Source organism: Telluria sp. AIW5 (assembly GCF_056680575.1).
Window position 1 is genome coordinate 1344941 of sequence record NZ_CM155289.1, and the last position, 22202, is coordinate 1367142.

16 protein-coding genes are annotated in these 22202 nt (G+C 66.2%); 8 read left to right on the forward strand and 8 right to left on the reverse strand.

Translation table 11 applies throughout. The annotated features are described in order from the left end of the window. Nucleotides 1–16 precede the first annotated feature (16 nt). Together AC1MEM_RS05960 and pdxH are read right to left on the reverse strand one after the other, a co-directional pair. On the reverse strand, nt 17–1219 hold the full coding sequence (locus AC1MEM_RS05960; RefSeq protein WP_499475955.1) for a class I SAM-dependent methyltransferase: 1203 nt from the start codon (nt 1217–1219) through the stop codon (nt 17–19). An 86-nt stretch (nt 1220–1305) separates the two neighbouring features. Beyond that, complete coding sequence (pdxH, locus tag AC1MEM_RS05965; protein WP_499475956.1) at nt 1306–2508, reverse strand: pyridoxamine 5'-phosphate oxidase; 1203 nt, start codon at nt 2506–2508, stop codon at nt 1306–1308. Between the two features lie 88 nt (nt 2509–2596). On the opposite strand from pdxH, the gene tcdA reads away from it, so the two are divergent. The 3 genes from tcdA to cysK all read left to right on the forward strand — a co-directional run bounded on the left by tcdA (nt 2597) and on the right by cysK (nt 5184). Next, nucleotides 2597–3505 carry a tRNA cyclic N6-threonylcarbamoyladenosine(37) synthase TcdA gene (gene tcdA, locus AC1MEM_RS05970; RefSeq protein ID WP_499475957.1) on the forward strand — a complete coding sequence of 303 codons (909 nt, stop codon included), beginning with the start codon at nt 2597–2599 and terminating at the stop codon, nt 3503–3505. A 75-nt stretch (nt 3506–3580) separates the two neighbouring features. Next, on the forward strand, nt 3581–4213 hold the full coding sequence (locus tag AC1MEM_RS05975; RefSeq protein WP_499475958.1) for an FKBP-type peptidyl-prolyl cis-trans isomerase: 633 nt from the start codon (nt 3581–3583) through the stop codon (nt 4211–4213). A 29-nt stretch (nt 4214–4242) separates the two neighbouring features. Further along, nucleotides 4243–5184, forward strand: coding sequence for a cysteine synthase A (gene cysK / locus AC1MEM_RS05980; RefSeq protein WP_499475959.1), 942 nt, complete (start codon nt 4243–4245; stop codon nt 5182–5184). 193 nt (nt 5185–5377) lie between these two features. Here cysK and AC1MEM_RS05985 read toward each other — a convergent pair whose 3' ends face one another. Both AC1MEM_RS05985 and AC1MEM_RS05990 read right to left on the reverse strand, forming a co-directional pair. Next, on the reverse strand, nt 5378–6319 hold the full coding sequence (locus AC1MEM_RS05985) for a cation diffusion facilitator family transporter (RefSeq protein WP_499475960.1): 942 nt from the start codon (nt 6317–6319) through the stop codon (nt 5378–5380). After that, complete coding sequence (locus tag AC1MEM_RS05990) at nt 6316–6642, reverse strand: ArsR/SmtB family transcription factor (protein WP_499475961.1); 327 nt, start codon at nt 6640–6642, stop codon at nt 6316–6318. The genes AC1MEM_RS05985 and AC1MEM_RS05990 overlap by 4 nt, the downstream gene beginning before the upstream one ends. A gap of 357 nt (nt 6643–6999) precedes the next feature. On the opposite strand from AC1MEM_RS05990, the gene glf reads away from it, so the two are divergent. After that, the gene (gene glf, locus AC1MEM_RS05995; protein ID WP_499475962.1) at nt 7000–8154 is read left to right on the forward strand and encodes a UDP-galactopyranose mutase; all 1155 of its coding nucleotides are present in this window, start codon (nt 7000–7002) and stop codon (nt 8152–8154) included. A gap of 290 nt (nt 8155–8444) precedes the next feature. Here glf and AC1MEM_RS06000 read toward each other — a convergent pair whose 3' ends face one another. The 3 genes from AC1MEM_RS06000 to AC1MEM_RS06010 are packed head-to-tail and all read right to left on the reverse strand — an operon-like array spanning nt 8445 to nt 12787. Then, nucleotides 8445–11309, reverse strand: coding sequence for a M16 family metallopeptidase (locus AC1MEM_RS06000; protein WP_499475964.1), 2865 nt, complete (start codon nt 11307–11309; stop codon nt 8445–8447). A gap of 35 nt (nt 11310–11344) precedes the next feature. Then, entirely contained in the window at nt 11345–12316 is a 972-nt protein-coding gene (locus tag AC1MEM_RS06005; protein WP_499475966.1) for a metallophosphoesterase family protein, read from the reverse strand. Nucleotides 12317–12343: 27 nt separating this feature from the next. Further along, entirely contained in the window at nt 12344–12787 is a 444-nt protein-coding gene (locus AC1MEM_RS06010) for a CinA family protein (protein WP_499477584.1), read from the reverse strand. A 406-nt stretch (nt 12788–13193) separates the two neighbouring features. On the opposite strand from AC1MEM_RS06010, the gene AC1MEM_RS06015 reads away from it, so the two are divergent. The 3 genes from AC1MEM_RS06015 to AC1MEM_RS06025 are packed head-to-tail and all read left to right on the forward strand — an operon-like array spanning nt 13194 to nt 18303. Continuing rightward, a complete protein-coding gene (locus AC1MEM_RS06015) occupies nt 13194–13721 on the forward strand; it encodes a TOL_0243 family YfiR-like periplasmic protein (RefSeq protein WP_499475967.1) in 528 nt (175 codons plus the stop codon). Beyond that, a complete protein-coding gene (locus tag AC1MEM_RS06020; protein ID WP_499475968.1) occupies nt 13718–15742 on the forward strand; it encodes a sensor histidine kinase, YfiR-like protein-associated in 2025 nt (674 codons plus the stop codon). The genes AC1MEM_RS06015 and AC1MEM_RS06020 overlap by 4 nt, the downstream gene beginning before the upstream one ends. Continuing rightward, nucleotides 15739–18303, forward strand: coding sequence for an EAL domain-containing protein (locus AC1MEM_RS06025; protein ID WP_499475970.1), 2565 nt, complete (start codon nt 15739–15741; stop codon nt 18301–18303). Before AC1MEM_RS06020 ends, AC1MEM_RS06025 begins: the two co-directional genes overlap by 4 nt. A gap of 199 nt (nt 18304–18502) precedes the next feature. On the opposite strand, the gene thiL is transcribed toward AC1MEM_RS06025, so the two are convergent. Continuing rightward, a complete protein-coding gene (gene thiL, locus AC1MEM_RS06030; RefSeq protein ID WP_499475972.1) occupies nt 18503–19471 on the reverse strand; it encodes a thiamine-phosphate kinase in 969 nt (322 codons plus the stop codon). 201 nt (nt 19472–19672) lie between these two features. Here thiL and AC1MEM_RS06035 point away from each other — a divergent pair, with 201 nt between their 5' ends. Next, nucleotides 19673–21985, forward strand: a complete 2313-nt coding sequence (locus AC1MEM_RS06035; RefSeq protein WP_499475973.1) for an NADP-dependent malic enzyme — start codon at nt 19673–19675, stop codon at nt 21983–21985. The last annotated feature ends 217 nt before the right edge of the window (nt 21986–22202 follow it).

Consider the following 22202-nt stretch of genomic DNA (forward strand, 5'->3'; position numbering starts at 1 on the left):
GGTCAAGCCGCCCACCCTACGGGTACATATATCTCCTCGACCAGGGGATTTGACCGGGGTCGTCTCCCGCTTTCGCGCCCACGATCTGATACAGGCTGATCCAGTCGTGCGCAAAGGCGTAGGCGCAGCCGGCGAGGTAGACGTGCCAGATGCGCAGGCGCCGGGCGTCGGTCAATTTGCCGATCGCCTCGAAGCGGCTCTCGAAATTCTCGGTCCAGAGTGCGCAGGTGCGGGCATAGTGGCGGCGCAGGTTTTCGATGTCGCGCACTTCCAGGCCGCCCTGCTGCATCGCCTTCACCACCGTCGACAGGTGCGCCAGCTCGCCGTGCGGGAATACATACTGGTCGATGAATTCGCCGCCGCCGTAGGGCGTTGCGCGGCCGGAGACGTCGGTGGTGGTGATCCCGTGGTTCATGACCACGCCGCCCGGCGCGAGCAGGCTGCCGATCTTCTCGAAGTACTCCGGCAAATGCTGCACGCCGACGTGCTCGAACATGCCGACGCTGGTGATGCGGTCGAACTGGCCGGCGAGGTCGCGATAGTCCTGCAGCCGGATCTCGACCAGTTCGCCGAGTCCCGCCTGCGCCACCCGCTCGCGCGCCAGCGCGACCTGGTTTTCCGAGAGGGTGATGCCGACCACGCGCGCGCCGAATTGCTGCGCCGCCCGGATCGCCAGCGCACCCCAGCCGCAGCCGATGTCGAGCAGGCTCTGGCCGGGTCGCAGGTCGATCTTGCGCAGGATGTGGTCGATTTTTTTCACCTGGGCTGCGGCCAGGTCCTCGCTGCCGGTTTCGAAATAGGCGCAGGAATACACCAGGTTCGGGTCGAGCCAGGCGGCGTAGAAATCGTTGGAGACGTCGTAGTGGTAGCGGATCGCCTCGGCATCCTTGCTGCGCGTGTGCGGCGAGAACAGGCGCAGGGGATTCGCGCGGCGTGCGGATTTGCCGTCGGCAGCGGCCAGTTCGCTGCCGATGCGGATCATGTCGGCGGCGCGCCCGTGGATCTCGAGCGCCCCTTCGACATAGGCGCGCCCCAGGTTGTACAGGGTGGGGGAGAGCAGGTAGCGCAAACCCGATGGTTTGGGTACCCGGATGGTGACGCGCGGCGGATCGGGCGAGAAATCGACATGCTCGCCGTTCCACAGTTCGACCCGCAAGGGCAGCGACAGTTTGCTGCGTAGGCCTGTGCTCCAGGCGCTGAGCTTCATTTCGGTGAACACGGTAGCCTCCGGCGGTTGGTACGCCGGCATGCCGCGCCGGCGCCGGACCCGCCGCGCCGGCATGCATCAGCCGATGGGACGGGTCCTCATGGTTGCAAACGCTGCCGTGCCCAGCTTCCGTCTTCCTGCCGCGCGTAGACGATGCGGTCATGGAAACGTGACCGACGCCCCTGCCAGAACTCGATGCGCTCGGGCACCAGGCGGAAACCGCCCCAATTGGACGGCCGCGCCGGCGCGTCGCCCGCTGTCGCGGCGACCGCTTCGTAGTTCCGTTCCAGGGCTGCGCGGTGTTCGATCGGCGCGCTCTGCTGGGAGGCGATCGCCGAGAGGCGGCTCTTCAACGGCCTGCTGTGGAAATACTTGTCGCTTTCTTCGGCCGAGGTCGTTTCGACCCGGCCTTCGATGCGAACCTGGCGTTCAAGCTCGCTCCAGAAGAATAGCAGGGCTGCATAAGGATTGGCGCGCAGTTCCTGCGCTTTCCGGCTGTCATAATTCGTGTACCAGGTGAAGCCGCGCGCGTCGAACTGCTTGACCAGCACGATGCGCGAGCTCGGCCGGCCATCGGCATCGACCGTCGCCACGTTCATCGCATTCGGCTCGTTCACCTCGGCTGTCAAGGCCTGCTCGAACCAGCGCGTGAACTGCTGCATCGGGTCGTCCAGCACCTCATCCTCGTTCAGGCTGGCCTGGCCATAATCCTTGCGCAGGCCGGCAACCGCATCGCCGACCGTTTGCGCTGCCGGCGCCGAGGCTGTCTCGCCGATGCCGCGGCGGCGCTGCATCGCCGTGCCCAGTTGTGCCATTTGTCCGGGAGAGAACAGGCGCAGCGCCATCGGCGCCATCGTGCTTTCCTCGCGCTCCATGTGCGAAGTGTAGCGCTGCACGAAACGCTGCACGCCAGACGCCGACAAGCTGCTGGCGCTTCCCGCCGCGATCGCGCCGAGCTGCTCGTGCAGGTCCTGCCAGAGCGCGTCCATCTCCTTGTGGTCCTGCAGGATCACGGGCGCCAGCGCCTGCAGCGTGGCGGCGTCTTCGCCTTGCGCCACGGCGCGCAGCATCGGGATCAGGTCTTGTTCCTCGTCGTCGTGGTGCAGGTGCGCCGCCTTCTCGAAATACTTCATCACGGCAGCGGCCGCCTGGCGCGCGGCTTCGTCGGCGCCGTGCTCGGGCAGGTGCGTGAGCAGGCGTTCGAGCGTGCCGAGCTGCTTGCGGATGCGGCCGTGGCAGTGCTTGAGCACGGCAATCGGCTGGTCGAAACCGGGCGCCGTATCAGGAAGGAAATCGTTCATGTGCGTATTTTTGACAGAGGAAAGTTTTTTGATTGACAGAGCGCTATTTTAGTGCGGACGCGAAAGATTGGTCCGGTAAAATGTCCGGATGAACCCGATCGACACCCCCTTCTCTTCGCCGGCACTGGATGACAACATTGCCGACATCGACTTTGCGCGCCGCTTCGGCGGCATTGGCCGCCTCTACGGCGAGCGTGCACTGGAACGTTTTAAAACGGCGCACGTTTGCGTGATCGGCGTGGGCGGCGTCGGCTCCTGGATCGTCGAGGCGCTGGCACGCAGCGCCGTCGGCCAGCTGACCCTGATCGATCTCGACAACGTGGCCGAATCGAACATCAACCGCCAGATCCAGGCGCTGACCGACACCATCGGCCAGCCGAAGATCGAGGCGCTGCGCGACCGTATCGCGCAGATCAATCCGTTTTGCAAGGTGACGCTGGTCGAGGATTTCATCGAGCCCGACAACATCACGCAGATGATCGGCGCGAACAAATTCGACTATGTCGTCGACGCCATCGACAGCGTCAAGGCGAAGGCGGCCCTGATCGCGTATTGCCGCGACCACGCGCTGCCTTTGGTGACCATCGGCGGCGCCGGCGGCCAGCTCGACCCGACCAAAATCGAAGTGCGCGACCTTGGCCGCACCGAGCAGGAACCGCTGCTGAAAAAGGTGCGCAAGTTGCTGCGCGCGCAGTATGGTTTTTCGCGCGGGGAAAAGCAGAAATACGGTATCGACGCCGTGTTCTCGATGGAGCCGCTGCGCTATCCCGAAGCCGAGGACGCCTGCGAAATCGGCTCGAACGTCAGCGGGTCCAGCGTCACCGGCCTGAACTGCGCCGGCTTCGGTTCAAGCATGGTCGTCACGGCCAGCTTCGGCATGATCGCTGCCGCCCACATCCTGCGCAAACTGGCCGAAGCGGCCGCTGACGCTGCCGATCCTGCGCATGGCGGCGAGGCTGGTTCGGCTGCCATCGAGCCGGAGTTCGCCGGCGCCTGAGCCATCGCTGTGCATCCCGGCCCGGGCTTGCTATCATGGGAGATCGATTGAAATCCTGTCATTGAAAGAGCCCACATGATGCGTCGTACCACTTTTGTTGCCTTGCTGCTCGCGGCCGCGTTTGCCAACACTTCCGCCAACGCCCAGCAGGGTAGCCAGCCAGCCAACGCGCCTGCCGCCGCCGGCCAGGCCGCCGCCACCGTGCGCCAGGAAGGCGTGCAGAGCGCCGCCGACCAGGCCGCCGCCGCCTCGCAGCAGGCCGCCGGCCAGGCTGCCGCCCCGACCGACACCAGCAGCGCCGCCCAGGCCGCCGCTGCCGCACAGGCGGCCCAGCCCGTGCCGCCCGCAGCATCGGGTCCCCAGCTCGAGATCGTCGACCGCGTGGTCGGCAAGGGGCGCGAAGCGACGCTCGGCAGCATGGTGCGCGTCAACTACACCGGCTGGTTCCACAAGCCATTATCCAGCACCGGCCGCGGCCGCAAATTCGATTCCTCGCTCGACGCCGGCCGCGATCCGCTGGAATTCCGCCTCGGCGCGGGCCAGGTCATCAAGGGTTGGGAGCAGGGCGTGGCCGGCATGAAGGTCGGCGGCAAGCGCACCCTGATCATTCCGAGCCAGCTCGCTTACGGCAAGCGCGGCGCCCCCGGGGGCTCGATTCCGCCGGACTCTGATCTCATTTTCGACGTGGAACTGCTGGGCGTGAAGTAACCCTCAATCACTGGCAAGGAGAACGGCAAATGCGTATCGCGAACGATGTCACCGAACTGATCGGCAACACCCCTCTCGTCAGGATCCGCAAGCTCGGCCACGAGGGGGCGCAAAACCGCGCCGAGATCCTTGCCAAGCTCGAGTTTTATAATCCCGCCCACAGCGTCAAGGACCGCATCGGCCTGGCAATGATCGAGGCGGCGGAGGCCGCCGGCAAGATCGGTCCCGACACCGTCATCGTCGAGCCGACCAGCGGCAACACCGGCATCGCCCTGGCCATGGTCTGCGCGGCGCGCGGCTACCGCTGCAAGCTGGTCATGCCCGAGACCATGAGCAACGAGCGGCGCATGCTGCTGCGCGCCTATGGCGCCGAACTCGTGCTCACGCCGGGTTCGGAGGGGATGATGGGCGCGATCCGGCGTGCCGAGGAAATCGTCGCCAGCGAGCCGCGCAGCTTCATGCCGCAACAGTTCAACAACCCCGCCAACCCCGAAGTGCACCGCCGCACCACCGCCGAGGAAATCTGGAAGGACACGGACGGCAAGGTCGATATCCTGGTGGCCGGCATCGGCACCGGCGGCACCATCACCGGCGTCGGCGAAGTGATCAAGGAACGCAAGCCCGGCTTCCAGGTCATCGCCGTCGAGCCGGAAGCCTCGCCCTTCCTGTCGAAAGGCACCAAGGGCCCGCACGCGATCCAGGGCCTCGGCGCCGGCTTCGTGCCGGAAATATTGAATACCGGGATCTACGACGAGATCATCACCGTCAGCAACGAGAATGCCTTCGAGATCGCCCGCGCCGCAGCCCGCGAGGAGGGTCTATTGGTCGGGATTTCGTCGGGTGCGGCGCTGTGGGCGGCGATGCAGGTGGCGCAGCGGCCGGAGAATGCGGGCAAGATGATCGTGACGATCATTCCGTCGTTCGGCGAGCGGTATCTGAGTACCGCGTTGTTTGCGAACCTGGCGGGCTGACCGACGTCTGGCCGTTGGAAATCGGCGGCCTCGTCAACGCCTGGGTCGGCGACGCAGGGTGGTCGGCTCCACCGCCGGATGACGCGCATTCGTACCGTGTGCGCCGCCCACGCGGTGATCGTTGGCAGCAAGATCATCCGGACCGGTAGCGGAGCCGATAACGATCAACGCGTGGACGGGGGACCCGTCCACCCTACGCGACAAGTGCGCAGCGATGCTGCGACGTCCCTTCTTCGACCTGCAAGGTGCAATGCCCGATCGAAAAATCGTGGCGCAAGCGGTGCACGATCTCGTCGATCGCGCGATCTCCCGGATAACCGCCCGGCATCACCAGGTGCGCGGTCAGCGCCGTCTCGGTCGTGCTCATCGCCCAGATGTGCAGGTCGTGCACGCCGGACACACCCGGCTGCTGCGCGAGAAAATGACCGATCGCCGCGGCATCGACGCTGTCGGGCACGGCGGCCATCACCAGGCGCAGCGACTGGCGCAGCAGCGACCAGGTGCCCAGCACGATCACCACCACGATCACCAGGCTCACCGCCGGATCCAGCCAGGTCCAGCCGGTGCCTATGATAATCAGCCCCGACACCACCACGCCCAGCGAAATCGCGGCATCGGCCGCCATGTGCAGGTAGGCGCCGCGCACGTTCAGGTCATCCTTGCTGCCGGACATGAAGAGCCAGGCCGAGAAGCCGTTGATGGCCACGCCGATGGCGGCGACGACCGACACCGTCACGCCCTCGACCGGCGCCGGCGCCGTCAAGCGGTGCACGGCTTCCCAGGCGATCGCGCCGCAAGCCACCAGTAACAGCAACGCGTTCGCCAGCGCCGCCAGCATCGACGTGCTGCGCATGCCGTAGGTATAGCGCGGGCTCGGGGCGCGTTTCGCCAGCACCGCCGCGCCCCAGGCCAGCACCAGGCCCAGCACGTCCGACAGGTTGTGGCCGGCGTCGGCCATCAGCGCCGTCGAGTTGGCGAGGAAGCCGTAGACGAATTCGATGCCGACGAACAGCGAATTGACCCCGATCGCCAGCGCGAAGGCGCGTCCATGGCCGGGTTCCGGCGCCGCGTGGTGATGATGGTGGTGGCCGTGGCCGTGGGAATGGCCGTGATCGTGGTGGTGGTCGTGACTCATGAATCGATTCCGTTGATGGGTTCGGCGATGTGCTCGAACATGGTGGCGAGCAGGGTGCTGATGTGGGCGTCGGCGGCGGCGTAGAACACCTGCTTGCCCTGGCGCTCGGACTTGACGATGCGCGCCGCGCGCAGCAGGCGCAGGTGGTGGCTGACGAGCGAACTCGACAGCGCAAGTGTGGCCGCGATCTCGCCGACCGAGGTCGGCTGCGTCAGGCAGGCGAGCACGATGCGCAGGCGGGTTTTATCGCCCAGCAGGTGGAACAAATCCGCCAGCTGGTCGACGGCGTGATCGGGATCGTCGGGTGTGTTCATCATTAACATGTGAATAGTTGTTCACATGTTAGATCAGGATCGCCGATTCGACAAGTCAATACGCTGAGGCGGGGCGTAAGACGTGATTTTTCTTGTCGGAAAAGTACTACAGGCATCCTCCCAATCGAACGGGGGTTAACCGAAGCAGCGTCATATAATTGTCGGTGTATTAATAAATAGAATGGCTAGTGGCCGTGAAGCGTGCAACAAAAATATCTCCAACGCTCGCAAGCACTTCATCCAGTCACCGTTTCCAGCCGTCGTTCCGATTAGTACACAGAGACACAGCCATGGCGGCGTCGGTCCGGTCAGCCGGTGGACCGCGTCTTACAGACAGCAACAATCAACAGTTAGGGATATAGACACATGAACAAGAAAATCGCCATCGTCGGCGCTGGATTTTCCGGAGCTGTGATTGCAAACCAGCTCGCGCAAGCTGGCTACACCGTCGAAGTCTTCGAATCGCGCTCCCACGTTGCGGGCAATTGCCACTCCGAGCGCGATGCCGAGACCGGCGTCATGCTGCACGTCTACGGTCCTCACATTTTCCACACCGACAACGAGCGTGCCTGGGAATTCGTGAACCGCTACGCCGAGTTCAAGCCTTACGTGAACCGCGTGAAAGCCATCACCAAGGGCCAGGTCTTCACCTTGCCGATCAACCTGCTGACGATCAACCAGTTCTTCGGCAAGACCATGGGCCCGGCGGAAGCGGAAGAATTCCTGCAGTCGCTCGGCGACAAGACGATCGAAAACCCGACCACCTTCGAAGAACAGGCGCTGCGTTTCGTCGGCCGCGAACTGTATGAAGCCTTCTTCAAGACCTATACGGTCAAGCAGTGGGGCCTGGAGCCGAGCGAACTGCCGGCCAGCATCCTCAAGCGCCTGCCGGTGCGCTTCAATTACGACGACAATTACTTCAGCCACAAATACCAGGGCATGCCGGCCGAGGGCTATACGGCGCTGGTCGAGAACATCATCAATGTGCCGGGCGTGACCGTGCACCTGAACACCCGCTTCGACCCGGACCTGAAATCGGAATACGAACACGTCTTCTACAGCGGCCCGATCGACGCCTGGTTCAAGCACGCCGAAGGCCGCCTGCCTTACCGCACGCTGGATTTCGAAACCTTCCGTGCCACCGGCGACTACCAGGGCAATGCCGTTATCAACTACTGCGATAACGAAAAGCCGTACACCCGCATCACCGAGCACAAGCACTTCTCGCCGTGGGAAAAGCACGAAAAGACGATCTGCTACAAGGAATACAGCCGCCAGTGCGAAGAGAAGGACATCCCGTACTACCCGATCCGCTTGGCACGCGACAAGCAGCAGCTCGAGCTGTACGTGAACCTGGCGAAGAAGGAGCCGAACGTGACCTTCGTTGGCCGACTTGGTACCTATCGCTACCTGGATATGGACGTGACGATCAACGAGGCCTTGGTTACCGCGGACAAGTTCCTGGAGTGCGCCAAGGATAAGGCTTCCATGCCGGCGTTTGTGATCGATCCGCTGGCCTGATTGAAGCGGCTGCATAAAACGAAGCCCGTCATGTGACGGGCTTTTTTGCTTTTGCAGGGTGGGCGCCCCTGCGCCCACGCGGGTACCTGCGTGTCCGGCCTTGTTCGCCGTTATGATGCGCTCCGAGACGTTTGCAATATTGGAAACGGCGGCGTGACGCTTTTGGATGCGTGTCGGGTTGCTTGCTGTTGCGTCACCGGTACCGGGTAACACGGTGCATGGTTGCGCGTGGGCGCGGGGTCCGATCGCGGCCCGGCCCACCCTACAAAATCGACCCGCCTGTCGCCGCTTTATGGCCGCAGTTGACCCTCACGCAGTTGACCCTCACTATCGCGCAGCTCGACCGGGCCGAGCTTCAGCTTGTCGAGCTGCGGCGCGATCTTCTTGCGTTCGCCCACCGCGACGACCGTCAACCTGGCCGGATCGAGATAGCGCTTTGCCGCCGCTTGCACGTCCGCCGCGGTCACCGCTTCCAGCCTTGCCGGCAGCTGGCTGTAATAGTCGAGCGGCAGGTCGAACACGAAGGTCTCGGCCAGGCTGGCGCCGATGTCGGCATTCGTCTCGAAATGGTTCGGCAGCGACAGCAGCTGCGCATTGCGCGCGCCCGCCAGTTCGGCCGGATCGAGCGGCTGGTCGACCATCGCCTGGGCTTCGCGCAACAACTCGGACACCGAGGCCCCCGTCACGTTCGCGCGCACGCTGCCGGCGATGATGAAGGGCCCCGGCGTGCGGTCGTACCTGAACCCGGAATAGACGCCGTAGGTATAGCCCTTGTCTTCGCGCAGGTTCTGGTTGATGCGGCTCGTGAACAGGCCGCCGAAGGCCGCGTTCATGACTTCCAGCGCCGGGAACAGCGGCGTCTTGCGCTCGGCGGCCAGCATGGTCAGGCGCAGCGCCGTCTGGCCCGCACCCGGCTGGTCGACCAGCACCACGCGCGCCTTCGTCGTGGCCGGGGTGCCGGGCAGCAGCGGCGGCACCGGGGCGCTCTTCCAGCCCAGGAAGCGCGCTTCGGCCAGCGCCGTCAGTTCGGAGCGCGAGATATCGCCCGACACCACCAGCGCCGCATTGCCCGGCACGTAGTGGCGGCGCCAGAAGCCAACTACATCGTCGCGCGTGACGGCACGGATCGCCGGCTCCGTGCCCAGCTGGCCGTAGCCGTAAGGATGGCGCGGCCCGTACAGCGCGCCGGCCGCGGCCAGCGCGGCAATCACTTCCGGCTCGTCGCGCTGCTGCATCAGGTCGCCCAGGCGGCTGGCGCGCTGGCGTTCGACTTCGGCGATCGGGAACGCGGGGTTCTGCACGACGTCCGCCAGTACGGCGAGCGCCGCGCCGAAGTTCGCGCGCAGCGACAGCAGCGAGACGGTCGATGCCGCCGTGCTGCTGTCGGCGTCCATGAAGGCGCCCAGCTGCGCGATCTCGTCGGCGATGCGCGGCGCGCTGCGGGTCGCCGTGCCTTCGGTCAGCATCTGCGCCGTGAAGCCGGCAAGGCCGGGCAGGTCGGCCGGATTGGCGTCCGAACCGCTGCGCACGACCAGGTCGGCCGACACCAGCGGCAGCGCCGGATTGTAGTGGTGGATGACCGTCAGGCCGTTCGCGAGCGTGAAGCGCTCTCCCTGCGGCAGCTTCAGGCGCGGCGCCGGTCCCGCTTTCGGCATGTGCGCGCGCCAGGCTTCGGCTTCGTTGATGCCGCCTGGTCCCCCCTTGGCGACAGCCTTGCCGCGCGCCTTGGGCGGCTTCGGCGCCGGCGGATCGGGCGGCAGGTCCGGGATGCCGGGCACGCCGGCCACCACCACGCGTGACTTCTTCTGCAGCCAGGTGCGCGCGGCCCGCTTCACGTCGGCGGCGGTGATCTTGCGCAGCTGCGCCACGTCCTGTACCAGGTAGCCGGGGTCGCCCGTGTACTGGTTGTAGTGGTTCAGCTGGTCCGCCAGGCCGTCGCCGCCCAGTTTTTCGAGCGAACTCACGATCGCCGTTTCGATCTGGTTGCGTGCGCGCGCGACTTCCTCCTCGGTCGGCCCGTGGTCGCGCAGCGCGGCCAGCTCGGCATCGATCGCTTCCTCGATCTCGGCGGGGGTGTGGCCGGCGCGCGCCGTGACTTCGATCAGGAAGGCCGAGGCCAGTGCGCGCGAATCCTGGTCGGCATCGACGTCCTGGGCGATCTGGCGCCCGTAGACCAGCGACTTGTATAAGCGGCTCGATTTGCCGCCGGCGAGGATCTGCGCGGCAACGGCGAGTTCGGCGTCGCCCGGCTGGTAGGCGGGCGGCGTCAGCCAGCCCATGTAGACGCGCGGCAGTTCGACGCGGTCCGGCACCACCAGGCGGCGCTCGGCCGTGATCGGCGGGGTCTTGACGGTGGGCCGCACCACGGCCGGACCGGGGCGCAGGCTGCCGAAATACCTGGCGACCAGCGCGCGCGTTTTCACCTTGTCGATGTCGCCGGCGATCACGATGCTGGCGTTGTTCGGGCCATAGTAACGGGTGAAGAAGTCGCGTATGTCTTCCAGTTTCGCGTTCTGGATGTCGGTGTGCGAGCCGATCACCGAGGCGCGGTACGGGTGGTCTTGCGGGAACAGCGCGTGGTTCAGCGCTTCCTCGACGATGCCATAGGGTTCGTTTTCGACCGTGTCGCGGCGCTCGTTGCGCACCACGTCCTGCTGGTTGGCGAGCGACTTCTGGTCGAGCACGTCGAGCAGGTAGCCCATGCGGTCGGCGTGCACCCAGAGGGCCAGTTCGAGCTGGTTCGAGGGCACGGTGTCGTAGTAATTGGTGCGGTCGTAATCGGTGCTGCCGTTGCTGTCGCTGGCGCCGGCACCTTCCATCAGGCGGTCGGCCAGGCCGCGCGGCAGGTGCTTGCTGCCGGCGAACATCATGTGTTCGAACAGGTGGGCGAAACCGGTCAGGCCCGGCGCCTCGTTGGCCGGGCCGACGTGGTACCAGACGTTGACGGCGACCAAGGGCAGGCGCTTGTCTTCGACCAGGATCACCTGCAGGCCGTTGGGCAGCAGGTACTTGTCGAAGGCAATCTGCGGGATGCCGGGCAGGCTGGTTTCCGGCGGCGTGCCGGCGGCCGCGGCGCCGCTTCCGCCTTCTTCCGCGCCGGCGCCGTTCAGGGCGGCCATCAGCAGCGATGCGGCAACGAGTGGGCGGGTTTTCATGTGGTGCTCCTGGAGATCAATGGTGGTGCAAAAGTTCAGTGACAGCGCGCGCTGCCGTGGTCCGGCGGCGAGGCGTTCGGTAGCTGAGGTGGGGTCGCTTCCAGGAATTCCCAGTCATAGCGGCCCGCATACAGCCGCAAACGCAGCACGCCGCTGCGGCTGGCGTCGCGGGTTTCGCTATGCTCGACCGGTAACAGGAAGGGCGTCGGATAGGCGCCGCCGGTGCCGACCACGAACTGGCGCAGGCCAAGCGTAGTAAACCGGCCCTGCTCGTCCTGCGGCGCGAAGCGCTCGTAATCGTGGTCGTGGCCGGACAGCACCAGTTCGGCGCCGGCTTCCCGCAGCAGCGCCCAGGCCTCGCGCATGATGGGCACGCTGCCGTGGCCGCCCGAACTGTACAGCGGATGGTGCCAGAATGCCAGCGTGCAGGGCGGCGTTGCGCCCGTCGCGGCTGCGGCCGGGGTGCTCTCATCCTGCGCCAGTTCGCTGCGCAGCCAGGCCAGTTGCTGCGCATGCGCGGCGCCCGTCAGGTTGCTGTCGAGCGAATAGATGCGCCAGCCTTTCAGGCGCAGCGAGTAATAGCCGCGTCCGGCCCGCTCGCCGAAGTAGGCGAAATACGGCGCCGCGCCCTTCGTCGCGTATTCGTGGTTGCCGGGGGCGGGCCAGGTGCGCTCCTTGAAGCGGCCCCAGGTCGGCCCGTAGCAGTGGGCGAATTCCGCGGCCCTGCCGCGCGGGTAGGTATGGTCGCCCAGGGTCAGCACGACGGCATCCGGATCCGCCGCCAGGCCGGCCGCCACCACGGCGGCGGTGTCGAAGGCGCCCGACCAGCGCGGGTCGGGATGGGTGCAGCGGGCGATATCGCCGGCGGCGTACACGGTCTGGAACCCGGAGTCCGCTTGGGTGCCCGTTCCTGCGCCCGTTCCCGTCGCTGCGCAGCCTGTGCCCCCCAGCGCGCAGGCAAACAGCAGCGCGGCGACGCGCGCCGCGACAGGCCGGCGCCGCCGCACTATGCTCGCCTCACTATGCGCGCTGCATTATTCAATAAAACGCAGCAGGCCACGCAGTGCATGCGCCACGGCCTGCTCGCGCACGGCCTGGCGGTCGCCCTGGAACACGAGGCGCTCGGTAAAGGTCGTGTCGCCGCGCGCCCAGCCGAAGCAGACGGTGCCGACCGGCTTGCCCGGCACCGCGCCGGTAGGGCCGGCGATGCCGGTGGTGGAGACGGACACGTCGGCATTGCTGTTGGATAGCGCACCTTCGGCCATCGCGCCCGCGACTTCCTCGCTGACCGACCCGAGCTGGGCCATCAGCGCCGCCGGGACGTCGAGCAGCTCGGTTTTGGACGCGTTCGAATAGGTCACGAAGCCGCATTCGAACCAGCCGGTCGAGCCGGCGATCTCGGTGATGGCCTGCGAGACGCCGCCGCCGGTGCAGGATTCGGCCGTGGCCAGCACCAGGCGTTTGGCCTGCAGCGCCATGCCCACTTTCGTTGCAAGATCGATCAAATCGTTCGTCACGTGCAGCTCCTTCAGGTAGCGCCGGGCTCGGCCGGCGGCGGCGACAGCGGGTGGTCGCGCATGGTTTCATTCTAGCGCGGCACGGGGCGGACCGGTGTGGCAAACTTGCATGCGGTCCCAGGCCTGCTATCCAAATGGCACGCGAGCGGGTAGAGTAGCTTCGCTCCGGCACCACGGCGATTTCCCCCTCCTTTATAGTTCTAAGGAAATGTCCCGTGCGACACGACGACAATCCGGACTGCTATCCTGCATCGCGGCGATTTGCGCCGCGTTTCTTTTTTTCAACAGACATGTTTATGCCGCATGCATTTTCCACGTGCTGCCGGGTAGGTCCGGTCCCATCGTGAGGGACTTTGCCGTCCGGGCCGTGCGTTCTGCGCACCTGCTCACCTTCGTCCTGTGGCTGCTGGCCGGCGCCGCCGCGGCGCAGCCGGCGCGCCTCGAAACCCAGGTGAAGGCCGCCTATCTCTACAAGTTCGCCGGCTTCGTCGACTGGCCGGGCGCCGCCTTCGCTCGTCCCGACAGCCCGCTCGTGATCGGCGTCGCGGGCAACGACGACCTGGCGGCCCAGCTCGAGCAGGTCGTGGCCGGGCGCAGCGTCGGCAGCCATCCGCTGGCCGTGCGCCGCCTGCACCGCGGCGATTCGCCGGCCGGCCTGCATGTCCTGTACGTCGCCGGCACCGACCCTGGCGCCTGGGCCGGGCTGCTGGCCGGCACGCGCGGCTTGCCGGTCCTGAGCGTCGGCGACGCCGGGGTCTCCGGCAGCATGGTCCGCTTCCTCGTGGTCGACGAGCGCCTGCGCTTCGAGGTGGCGCTCGGCCAGGTCGCCGCGAGCGGCCTGAAAATCAGTGCGCGCCTGCTGGCCGCGGCCTGGCGCGTGACGGGGGCCTCATGAACCGCAGCTCCTCGATCCGCAAGAAGCTGGTCGTGGTCGTGATGGCCACCACCTTCGCCGCGCTGCTGGTGTCGGTCGGCCTGATCATCGCCTACGACCTGCGCAACTACCAGCGTTCGCTGGTCAACGATTTATCCACCCAGGCCGAACTGGTCGGGCACATGACCTCGGCCGCGCTGGCCTTCGACGACCCGCGCCTGGCGGGCGAAAACCTGGCGCTGCTGCGCACCCGGCCGATGGTCGGGGCGGCCGCCATTTTCGACGAGCATGGGCGCCTGTTCGCCTCCTATGCGGCGCACGGCACGGCGGGGTCCTTCCCGCCGCGGCCGGGAGCGGCGGGCGCGTTCAACGACGGCCGCCACGTGACCTTGTTCCGGCCGATTGTGGAAAACGGCGAGACCATCGGCACCGTATGGCTGCGCGCCGAGAACCGGATGCTGGCGCGCACCCTCGATTACCTGGCCATTGCACTCGGCGTGATGCTGCTGGCCATGGCGACGGCCTACCTGCTGATGCGGCGCATGGGCGGCGGCATCACCGCGCCGATCCTGGCCGTGACCGAGATCGCGCGCGACGTGGTCGCCACGCGCGATTATTCGCGGCGCGCGCCGCGCATCGGCAACGACGAGGCGGCCGAACTAGCCGACTCCTTCAATGCGATGCTGACCGAGATCGAACAGCGCACGCGCGAGCTGGAAGACTCGAATGGGGAAATCGTGCGCGAAGCCCAGGAGCGCTCGCGCGCCCAGCAGGAAATCATGCGCCTGAACGAGCAGCTCGAGCAGCGCGTCGACGAACGCACGCTGCAGCTGGCGCTGGCCAATGCCGAACTGGCCAACGCGATCGACGAGGCGAGGAATGCCAACCAGGCGAAGTCCGCCTTCCTCTCCTCGATGAGCCACGAGCTGCGCACGCCGCTGAATGCGATCCTCGGCTTTGCCCAGATCCTGACCTCCGAATCGCTGCCGACCAACGAGGCGCAAAAGAAGGAATTCGCCAACCACATCCTGAAATCCGGCCGCCACCTGCTCACCCTGATCAACGAGATCCTCGACCTGGCCAAGGTCGAATCGGGCACCATCACGCTGTCGATGGAGCCGGTGGCCTTGAACGAGATCCTGGGCGAATGCCAGGGCATGATCGAACCGCTGGCGGCAGCGCGCGGCATCCGCGTGCTGTTCCCGCAGCAGGTCGGCGCGGTGCTGCTGGCCGACCGCACGCGCCTGAAACAGGTGCTGCTGAACCTGCTCTCGAACGCGATCAAGTACAACCGCGACGCCGGCGCCGTGGTACTCGGCTGCCAGCAGATCACGCCTGGCCGCCTGCGCATCTCGGTGCAGGACACCGGCATGGGCTTGCGCCCGGACCAGCTCGAGAGCCTGTTCCAGCCGTTTAACCGCCTCGGCCAGGAAGCCGGCGCCCAGGAAGGGACCGGCATCGGGCTGGTGGTCACGCGCCGCCTGGTCGAGCTGATGAACGGCACCATCGAGGTCACCAGCAGTCCGGGCGTGGGCAGCGTGTTTACGATCGAACTGGGCACCACGGCGCCGCTGATATCGAACGCCGGCGCCGGCGAGGAGCGCGCAGCCGCGCCGGCCGCGCCAGGCGATGGGGCGCCGCACCTGCTGCTGTATGTCGAAGACAATCCGGCCAACCTGAAACTGGTCGAAGAGATCGTGCGCTTCCGGCCCGATTTGCGCCTGATCGCCGCGGGCGACGGCCCGCTTGGCCTGTCGCTGGCGCGCGCGCATCGGCCCGACCTTATTTTGATGGACCTGAACCTGCCCGGCATGAGCGGCCTGGAAGTGCTGGCGCAGCTGCAGCGCGAACCGGCCACGAAAGACATTCCCGTGATTGCGCTGACGGCCAACGCGATGGCGCGCGACATCGAGCGCGGGTTGGCGGCCGGCTTCTTCCGCTATCTGACCAAGCCGATCGACATCGACAAGTTCAACGAGGCGATCGACCTGACGCTGGCGCAGCTGCGCGGAGGCAGGGAACCCCGGGGAGGGGCGTCATGATCACGCAGGCCGAGGTGCGCCGCGCACGCGTGCTGGTGGTCGACGACCAGCCGGTCAACGTGCAGCTGCTCGAATACCTGTTGAAAACCACCGGCTACGAGAACGTGCACAGCACGACTGACCCGCGCCAGGTGGTGTCGCTGCACCTGAAATTCCGCTTCGACCTGATCATCCTCGACCTGCACATGCCGCACATGGACGGCTTCCAGGTGATGGAGGCGTTAAAACCGCTGGAGAGCGAATCCTGGCTGCCGGTGCTGGTGGTGACGGCCGAACCGGAGAAGAAGCTGGCCGCCCTGGAAGCGGGCGCGCGCGACTTCATCGGCAAGCCGCTCGACACGGTCGAGGTGATGACGCGCATCCGCAACCTGCTCGAAGTGCGCCTGATGCACCGCGAGTCGCGCGAATACGGCGCGCACCTGGAACGCACCGTGCGCGAACGGACCGCGGCGCTGGGGCGCTTCCGCAGCGCGATGGACGCCACCACCGACGGCATCTTCCTGATCGACGCGGCCAGCCTGGCGCTGGTGGATGTGAGCGACGGCGCCTGCCGCATGCTCGGCTTTTCGCGCGAGGCGCTGATGCGCATCGATCCGGTGGCGCTGGGCCTGACGACGAAGGCCCAGCTCGAGCGGCACCTGGCCACCAACGGCGCGGCGCACGAGGCCGACATCAACGAGACCGAACTGCTGCGCGCCGGCGGCGAAGGTGCGGTGCCGGTCGAGATCAGCTGGCAGTGGCAGGAGGCGGGTACGACCAAACTCCTGATCGCGGTGGCGCGCGACATCAGCGAACGGATCCAGTCGCAGCAGCGCTTGCGGCACCTGGCCAGTTTCGACGCGCTCACGGGCCTGCCGAACCGCACGCTGTTCTTCCAGAACCTGCGCGAATCGATCGAGCTGGCCCAGGACAAGTCCTGGCGCGTGGCGGTGCTGTTCATCACGCTCGACCGTTTTAAGATCGTCAACGATTCGCTGGGGCCGGCGCTGGGCGACGAGCTGCTGCGCCAGTTCAGCAACCGGCTGGTGCGCGTGCGCGAGCAGCGCGATTCGGTCGGGCGCCTCGGCGGCGACGAGTTCGCCGTCACCCTCAGCATGACGCGCGAGCAGCAGGAAGAGGCGGCGCAGGTGGCCAACGAGATCCGCGAAGCGCTGCGCGCGCCTTTCGACCTGAACGGCCAGCAGGCCGTGCTCACGGCCAGCATCGGCATTGCGATGTATCCGGACGACGCGGTCGAGCCGGAAGTCCTGGTGAAATATGCCGACACGGCGATGGTGCGCGCCAGGGAAGCGGGACGCGACGGCTACCGCTTCTTCACGGCCGGCATGAACGTGCAGGTGCTGGCGCGCCTCGATCTTGAGGTGGCGCTGCGCGGCGCGCTCGATGGCGGCCAGTTCGTGCTGCACTACCAGCCCAAGCTCGAACTGTCCACGGGCCGCATCTGCGGGGTCGAGGCGCTGCTGCGCTGGAACCGGCCCGGCCATGGCCTGGTGTATCCGGCCGAATTCGTGCCGGTGCTGGAAGAGACGGGGATGGTGGTGCGCATCGGCGAATGGATCATCGACGAGGCCTGCCGCCAGATCGCCGAGTGGCAGGCGCAGGGCGTGCGCGACGTGCGGGTGGCGGTCAATGTGTCGAGCCGCCAGTTCGTCGAGGGCGACCTGGAGGGCGTGGTGCGGGCGGCGATCGAACGCCACGGCACCGAGCCCGGCATGCTCGAGCTCGAGCTGACCGAGAGCGCGCTGATGACGAATGCCGAGCGCACCATCGAGGTGCTGGAACGGCTCAAGGGGCTGGGCATCCGGATCGCGATCGACGACTTCGGCACCGGCTATTCGAGCCTGGCCTACCTGAAGCGCTTCCCGATCGACAAGCTCAAAATCGACATCGCGTTCGTGCGCGACATCGTCACCAGTCCCGACGACGCGGCCATCGCGCTGGCCATCATCAGCATGGCGCGCAGCCTGCACATGCAGGTGATCGCCGAAGGCGTCGAGACGCGCGCGCAGATGGCGTATCTGCGGCGCCACCGCTGCGACGAGATCCAGGGGTTTCACTTTTCGCGTGCGCTGCCGGCCGTGCAGCTGGCCCAGCTGGTGCGCAAGAACCGCGAAACGCCTGACTGGCCGGCGCTTGACGACAGCAAAATCCAGACCATCCTGGTGGTCGACGACGACGTCGATGCCCTGAGCGCGCTGCACCGCCTGCTGCGGCGCGATAACTACCGGGTGCTCACCGCGGCGGCGCCGGACGAGGCCTTCGAGCTGCTGGCGCTGTACCGGGTGCAGGTGGTGATGTGCGACCAGCGCATGCCGGTCATGAGCGGCACCGAGTTCCTGAGCAAGGTGAAGGAGATGTATCCGGACACGATGCGGATCATTTTGTCCGGCCACACGGGCGTGAAGACCGTGCTCGAATCGATCAACCGCGGCTCGATCTACAAGTTCTATACGAAGCCATGGAATGATGCGGAGTTGCGCGAGAACGTGCGGCTGGCGTTCCGGCATTACTGGATGGAGCACGGGCCGTATGACGACCGCAAGGTGGCAAGGATGGGGTAGGGCGAGCGTCGACACAATGCCGGCGTCCGCGTGGGCACGGGTGGTGCTAAGGCGATGCACGCGTCCGCGTGGGCACGGGTGGTGCTAAGGCGATGCACGCGTCCGCGTGGGCACGGGGCGCCCACCCTACGAACGGCGATAGGCCACGGACCATGTGTTGTAGGGTGGGCGCCCCGTGCCCACGGGGTCCGCAGCGTGATCACTCCCCGCTGAAGTGATCCCAGCCCTGCACGTCCATCTGTAAAGCCTTGCCAGCCGCATCGACCAGCCGCAGTCCCGGCTCGGCCTCGATCGTCCCGACCCGCGTCACAGGCGTGCCGCTTGACGCCGCCGCCGCGAGCACTGCCGCGCGCTGCGCCGCCGGCGCGGTGAAGCACAGTTCGTAATCGTCGCCGCCGGCCAGCGTAAAGCGCCGCCGCAGCGCCAGCGCTTGCTGCGCCAGCGCCGGGCCGGCCGGCAGCGCGTCGACGTCGAGCGTGGCGCCGACCTTCGAGGCTTCCAGGATGTGCGCCAGGTCGCCGACCAGGCCATCGGAAATGTCGAGCGCGGCGTGCGCGATCGGCAGCACGCTGAGTGCGCGCCCGAGCTCGACGCGCGGCGTCGGCAGGTGCATGCGCGGCGCGGCCAGGGCCAGCGCCTCCCCGCTGAGCGCGATCTCTTTCCAGTAGCCGGCCAGCGCCAGGCGCGCGTCGCCCAGGGTGCCCGAGATCCAGATGTCGTGGCCGGCACGGGCGGCGTCGCGGCGCAGTGCGTGACCGGGCGCGATCTCGCCGAAGACGGTGATGCAGATGGCGAGCGGCCCGCGCGTCGTGTCCCCGCCGATCAGTTCGCAGTCGTGCAGGTCGGCCAGCGCGAACATCCCGTTCGAGAAGGCTTCCAGCCACTCCGGATCGGCACCTGGCAGCGACAGCGCCAGCGTGAAGCCGACTGGCCGCGCCCCCATCGCTGCCAGGTCGGACAGGTTCACGGCCAGGCTCTTGTGGCCCAGCATGCGGGCGTCGGCGCCGGCGAAGAAATGGCGGCCTTCGATCAGGAGGTCGGTCGAGATCGCCGTCTGCATGCCGGGTGTCGGGGCGAGCAGGGCGCAGTCGTCGCCGATGCCGAGGACGGCGCGGCCAGTACGGGCGCGGCGGAAGTATTGTTTGATGAGGTCGAATTCGGAAAGCATGGGCCAATTCTACCGTCCGCGAGTACAAGGGCGAAACGATGCCATTACGACAATGTCTATATTTATCGGATTTGCTTATAAATCCGTCTATTGCATCAACTAAACTTATGAATTGGCGAGGGTGGAAAATACGTAGTCTGCTATAAGAGTCAGTCTGCTAAAATTGGAGGTTCCCCTCTAAGTTCAGGAAGGCTGCATAGCATGGATTCGTCATCGGATAAAAAAGAAGAATTACGCCAACAACTGCGTGCTGCAGCGCTCGAATACCACCAGTTCCCCCGTCCGGGCAAGATTGCAGTGACCCCGATCAAGGGCCTGCTGAACCAGCGCGACCTGGCCCTGGCGTACTCGCCGGGCGTCGCAGCCCCTTGCGAAGAGATCGTCAAGGACCCGGCGGCATCGTACAAATACACCTCGCGCGGCAACCTGGTGGCCGTGATCTCGAACGGCACCGCCGTGCTGGGCCTCGGCAACATCGGCCCGCTGGCCTCCAAGCCGGTAATGGAAGGCAAGGGCGTGCTGTTCAAGAAGTTCGCCGCGATCGACGTCTTCGACATCGAGATCGCCGAGAACGATCCGGATAAACTGGTCGACATCATCGCTTCGCTGGAACCAACCTTCGGCGGCGTGAACCTGGAAGACATCAAGGCGCCGGAGTGCTTCTACATCGAGCGCAAGCTGCGCGAGCGCATGAAGATCCCGGTCTTCCACGATGACCAGCACGGTACCGCGATCATCGTCGGCGCGGCCATCCTGAACGGCCTGAAAGTGGTCGGCAAGGACATCAAACAGTGCAAGCTGGTCGTCTCCGGCGCCGGCGCTGCAGCCCTGGCCTGCCTCGACCTGATCGTCGACCTCGGCTTCCCGATCGAAAACATTTTTGTCACCGACCTGGCGGGCGTGGTCTATAAAGGCCGCGTCGAGTTGATGGACCCGGACAAGGAGCGCTTCGCGCAGGACACCGCGCACCGCACCCTGACCGACATCATGCCGGACGCCGACATCTTCCTCGGCCTGTCCGCGGGCGGCGTGCTGAAACCGGAAATGGTCGCCAAAATGGCGGCGAACCCGATCATCCTGGCGCTGGCGAACCCGAATCCGGAAATCCTCCCGGAAGACGCAAAAGCGGTGCGCAGCGACGTCATCATCGCCACCGGCCGTTCGGACTACCCGAACCAGGTGAACAACGTCCTGTGCTTCCCGTACATCTTCCGCGGCGCGCTCGATTGCGGCGCGACGACGATCACGCGCGAAATGGAAATCGCCGTGGTGCACGCGATCGCCGCCCTGGCGCACGCCGAGCAGTCGGACGTGGTCGCGACGACCTACGGCATCAACAACCTGTCCTTCGGCCCGGAATACCTGATCCCGATGCCCTTCGACCCGCGCCTGCTGACCCACATCGCGCCGGCCGTGGCGAAGGCCGCGATGGATGGCGGCGTCGCCGCCCGTCCGATCGCGGACCTGGACGCCTATGCCGAGAGCCTGCAGCAGATCGTGTACCGCAGCGGCTCGTTCATGAAGCCGCTGTTCCAGGTCGCCAAGAGCACCCCGCCCGGACTCAAGCGCATCGTCTACGCCGAAGGCGAGGACGAGCGCATCCTGCGTGCGGTGCAGGTCGTGGTCGACGAGAAGCTGGCGCGCCCGATCCTGGTCGGCCGTCCGGCGGTGCTGGAGGCGCGTATCCAGAAGTTCGGCCTGCGCCTGAAGCAGGGCGAGCATTTCGACGTGATCAACCCCGATTTCGACGAGCGCTACCGCGACTACTGGCAGACCTACCACCAGATGGTGATGCGCAAGGGCGTGACCGTGGAGATGGCCAAGCTGGCCATGCGCCGCCGCCATACGCTGATCGGCGCGATGATGATCCACAAGGGCGACGCCGACGGCATGATCTGCGGCACCTACGGCACCACCTGGACCCACCTGGACTTCATCGAGAAGGTACTGGGCAAGCGCGCCGGCGCCAAAGTCTATGCGGCGATGAACTTCGTCATCACCGAAGAGCGCCAGCTGGCGATGGTCGACACCCACGTCAACGAGAACCCGACGGCCGAAGAGCTGGCCGAGATCACGATCATGGCGGCCGAGGAACTCGAGCGTTTCGGCATCACCCCGCGCGTGGCGCTGCTGTCGCATTCGAACTTCGGTACGTCCGACAGCGCCCCGGCGCAAAAGATGCGCGCCGCACTGGCGCTGGTGCAGGAAAAGGCGCCGAACCTGGAAGTCGACGGCGAGATGCACGGCGACGTGGCCCTCGACGCCAAGCTGCGCGCCAAGCTGATGCCCCAGTCGACGCTCAAGGGCGACGCCAACCTGGTCGTCATGCCGGACATCGATTCGGCCAATATCGCCTACAACCTGCTCAAGACGGCAGCCGGCAACGGCATCGCGGTCGGCCCGGTGCTGCTCGGCTGCGCGAAGCCGGTGCACATCCTGACGCCGTCGGCGACGGTGCGCCGGATCGTCAACATGACGGCTTTGTGCGTGGTGGACGCGGTGTCGAACCGCTAAAAAACCGCAGGGCCCGACATCCTTAGGCAGCCCGAACGGCAGGAAGTTCGGGCTGTTTGCGGTCTCATTGCGGCCTTCTTGCGGCACATTGACAGGCGGGCGTGCTCGCCTGTTTTTTCGTCCGGAGACACGTAACAATCCGTAAGCGTTCACCCGTCGAGATCGCATTTCGGCGAATAATGCGCCGAGCGTATAACCTGTTGTTATGTTGCTCCTG

Bases quoted from the DNA above. Each gene is read 5' to 3' on its own strand.
- pdxH (WP_499475956.1), bottom strand. From the start codon at position 2,508: ATGAACGATTTCCTTCCTGATACGGCGCCCGGTTTCGACCAGCCGATT.
- tcdA (WP_499475957.1), top strand. From the start codon at position 2,597: ATGAACCCGATCGACACCCCCTTCTCTTCGCCGGCACTGGATGACAAC.
- AC1MEM_RS05975 (WP_499475958.1), top strand. From the start codon at position 3,581: ATGATGCGTCGTACCACTTTTGTTGCCTTGCTGCTCGCGGCCGCGTTT.
- cysK (WP_499475959.1), top strand. From the start codon at position 4,243: ATGCGTATCGCGAACGATGTCACCGAACTGATCGGCAACACCCCTCTC.
- AC1MEM_RS05985 (WP_499475960.1), bottom strand. From the start codon at position 6,319: ATGAGTCACGACCACCACCACGATCACGGCCATTCCCACGGCCACGGC.
- AC1MEM_RS05990 (WP_499475961.1), bottom strand. From the start codon at position 6,642: ATGTTAATGATGAACACACCCGACGATCCCGATCACGCCGTCGACCAG.
- glf (WP_499475962.1), top strand. From the start codon at position 7,000: ATGAACAAGAAAATCGCCATCGTCGGCGCTGGATTTTCCGGAGCTGTG.
- AC1MEM_RS06000 (WP_499475964.1), bottom strand. From the start codon at position 11,309: ATGAAAACCCGCCCACTCGTTGCCGCATCGCTGCTGATGGCCGCCCTG.
- AC1MEM_RS06010 (WP_499477584.1), bottom strand. From the start codon at position 12,787: ATGGCGCTGCAGGCCAAACGCCTGGTGCTGGCCACGGCCGAATCCTGC.
- AC1MEM_RS06020 (WP_499475968.1), top strand. From the start codon at position 13,718: ATGAACCGCAGCTCCTCGATCCGCAAGAAGCTGGTCGTGGTCGTGATG.
- AC1MEM_RS06025 (WP_499475970.1), top strand. From the start codon at position 15,739: ATGATCACGCAGGCCGAGGTGCGCCGCGCACGCGTGCTGGTGGTCGAC.
- thiL (WP_499475972.1), bottom strand. From the start codon at position 19,471: ATGCTTTCCGAATTCGACCTCATCAAACAATACTTCCGCCGCGCCCGT.
- AC1MEM_RS06035 (WP_499475973.1), top strand. From the start codon at position 19,673: ATGGATTCGTCATCGGATAAAAAAGAAGAATTACGCCAACAACTGCGT.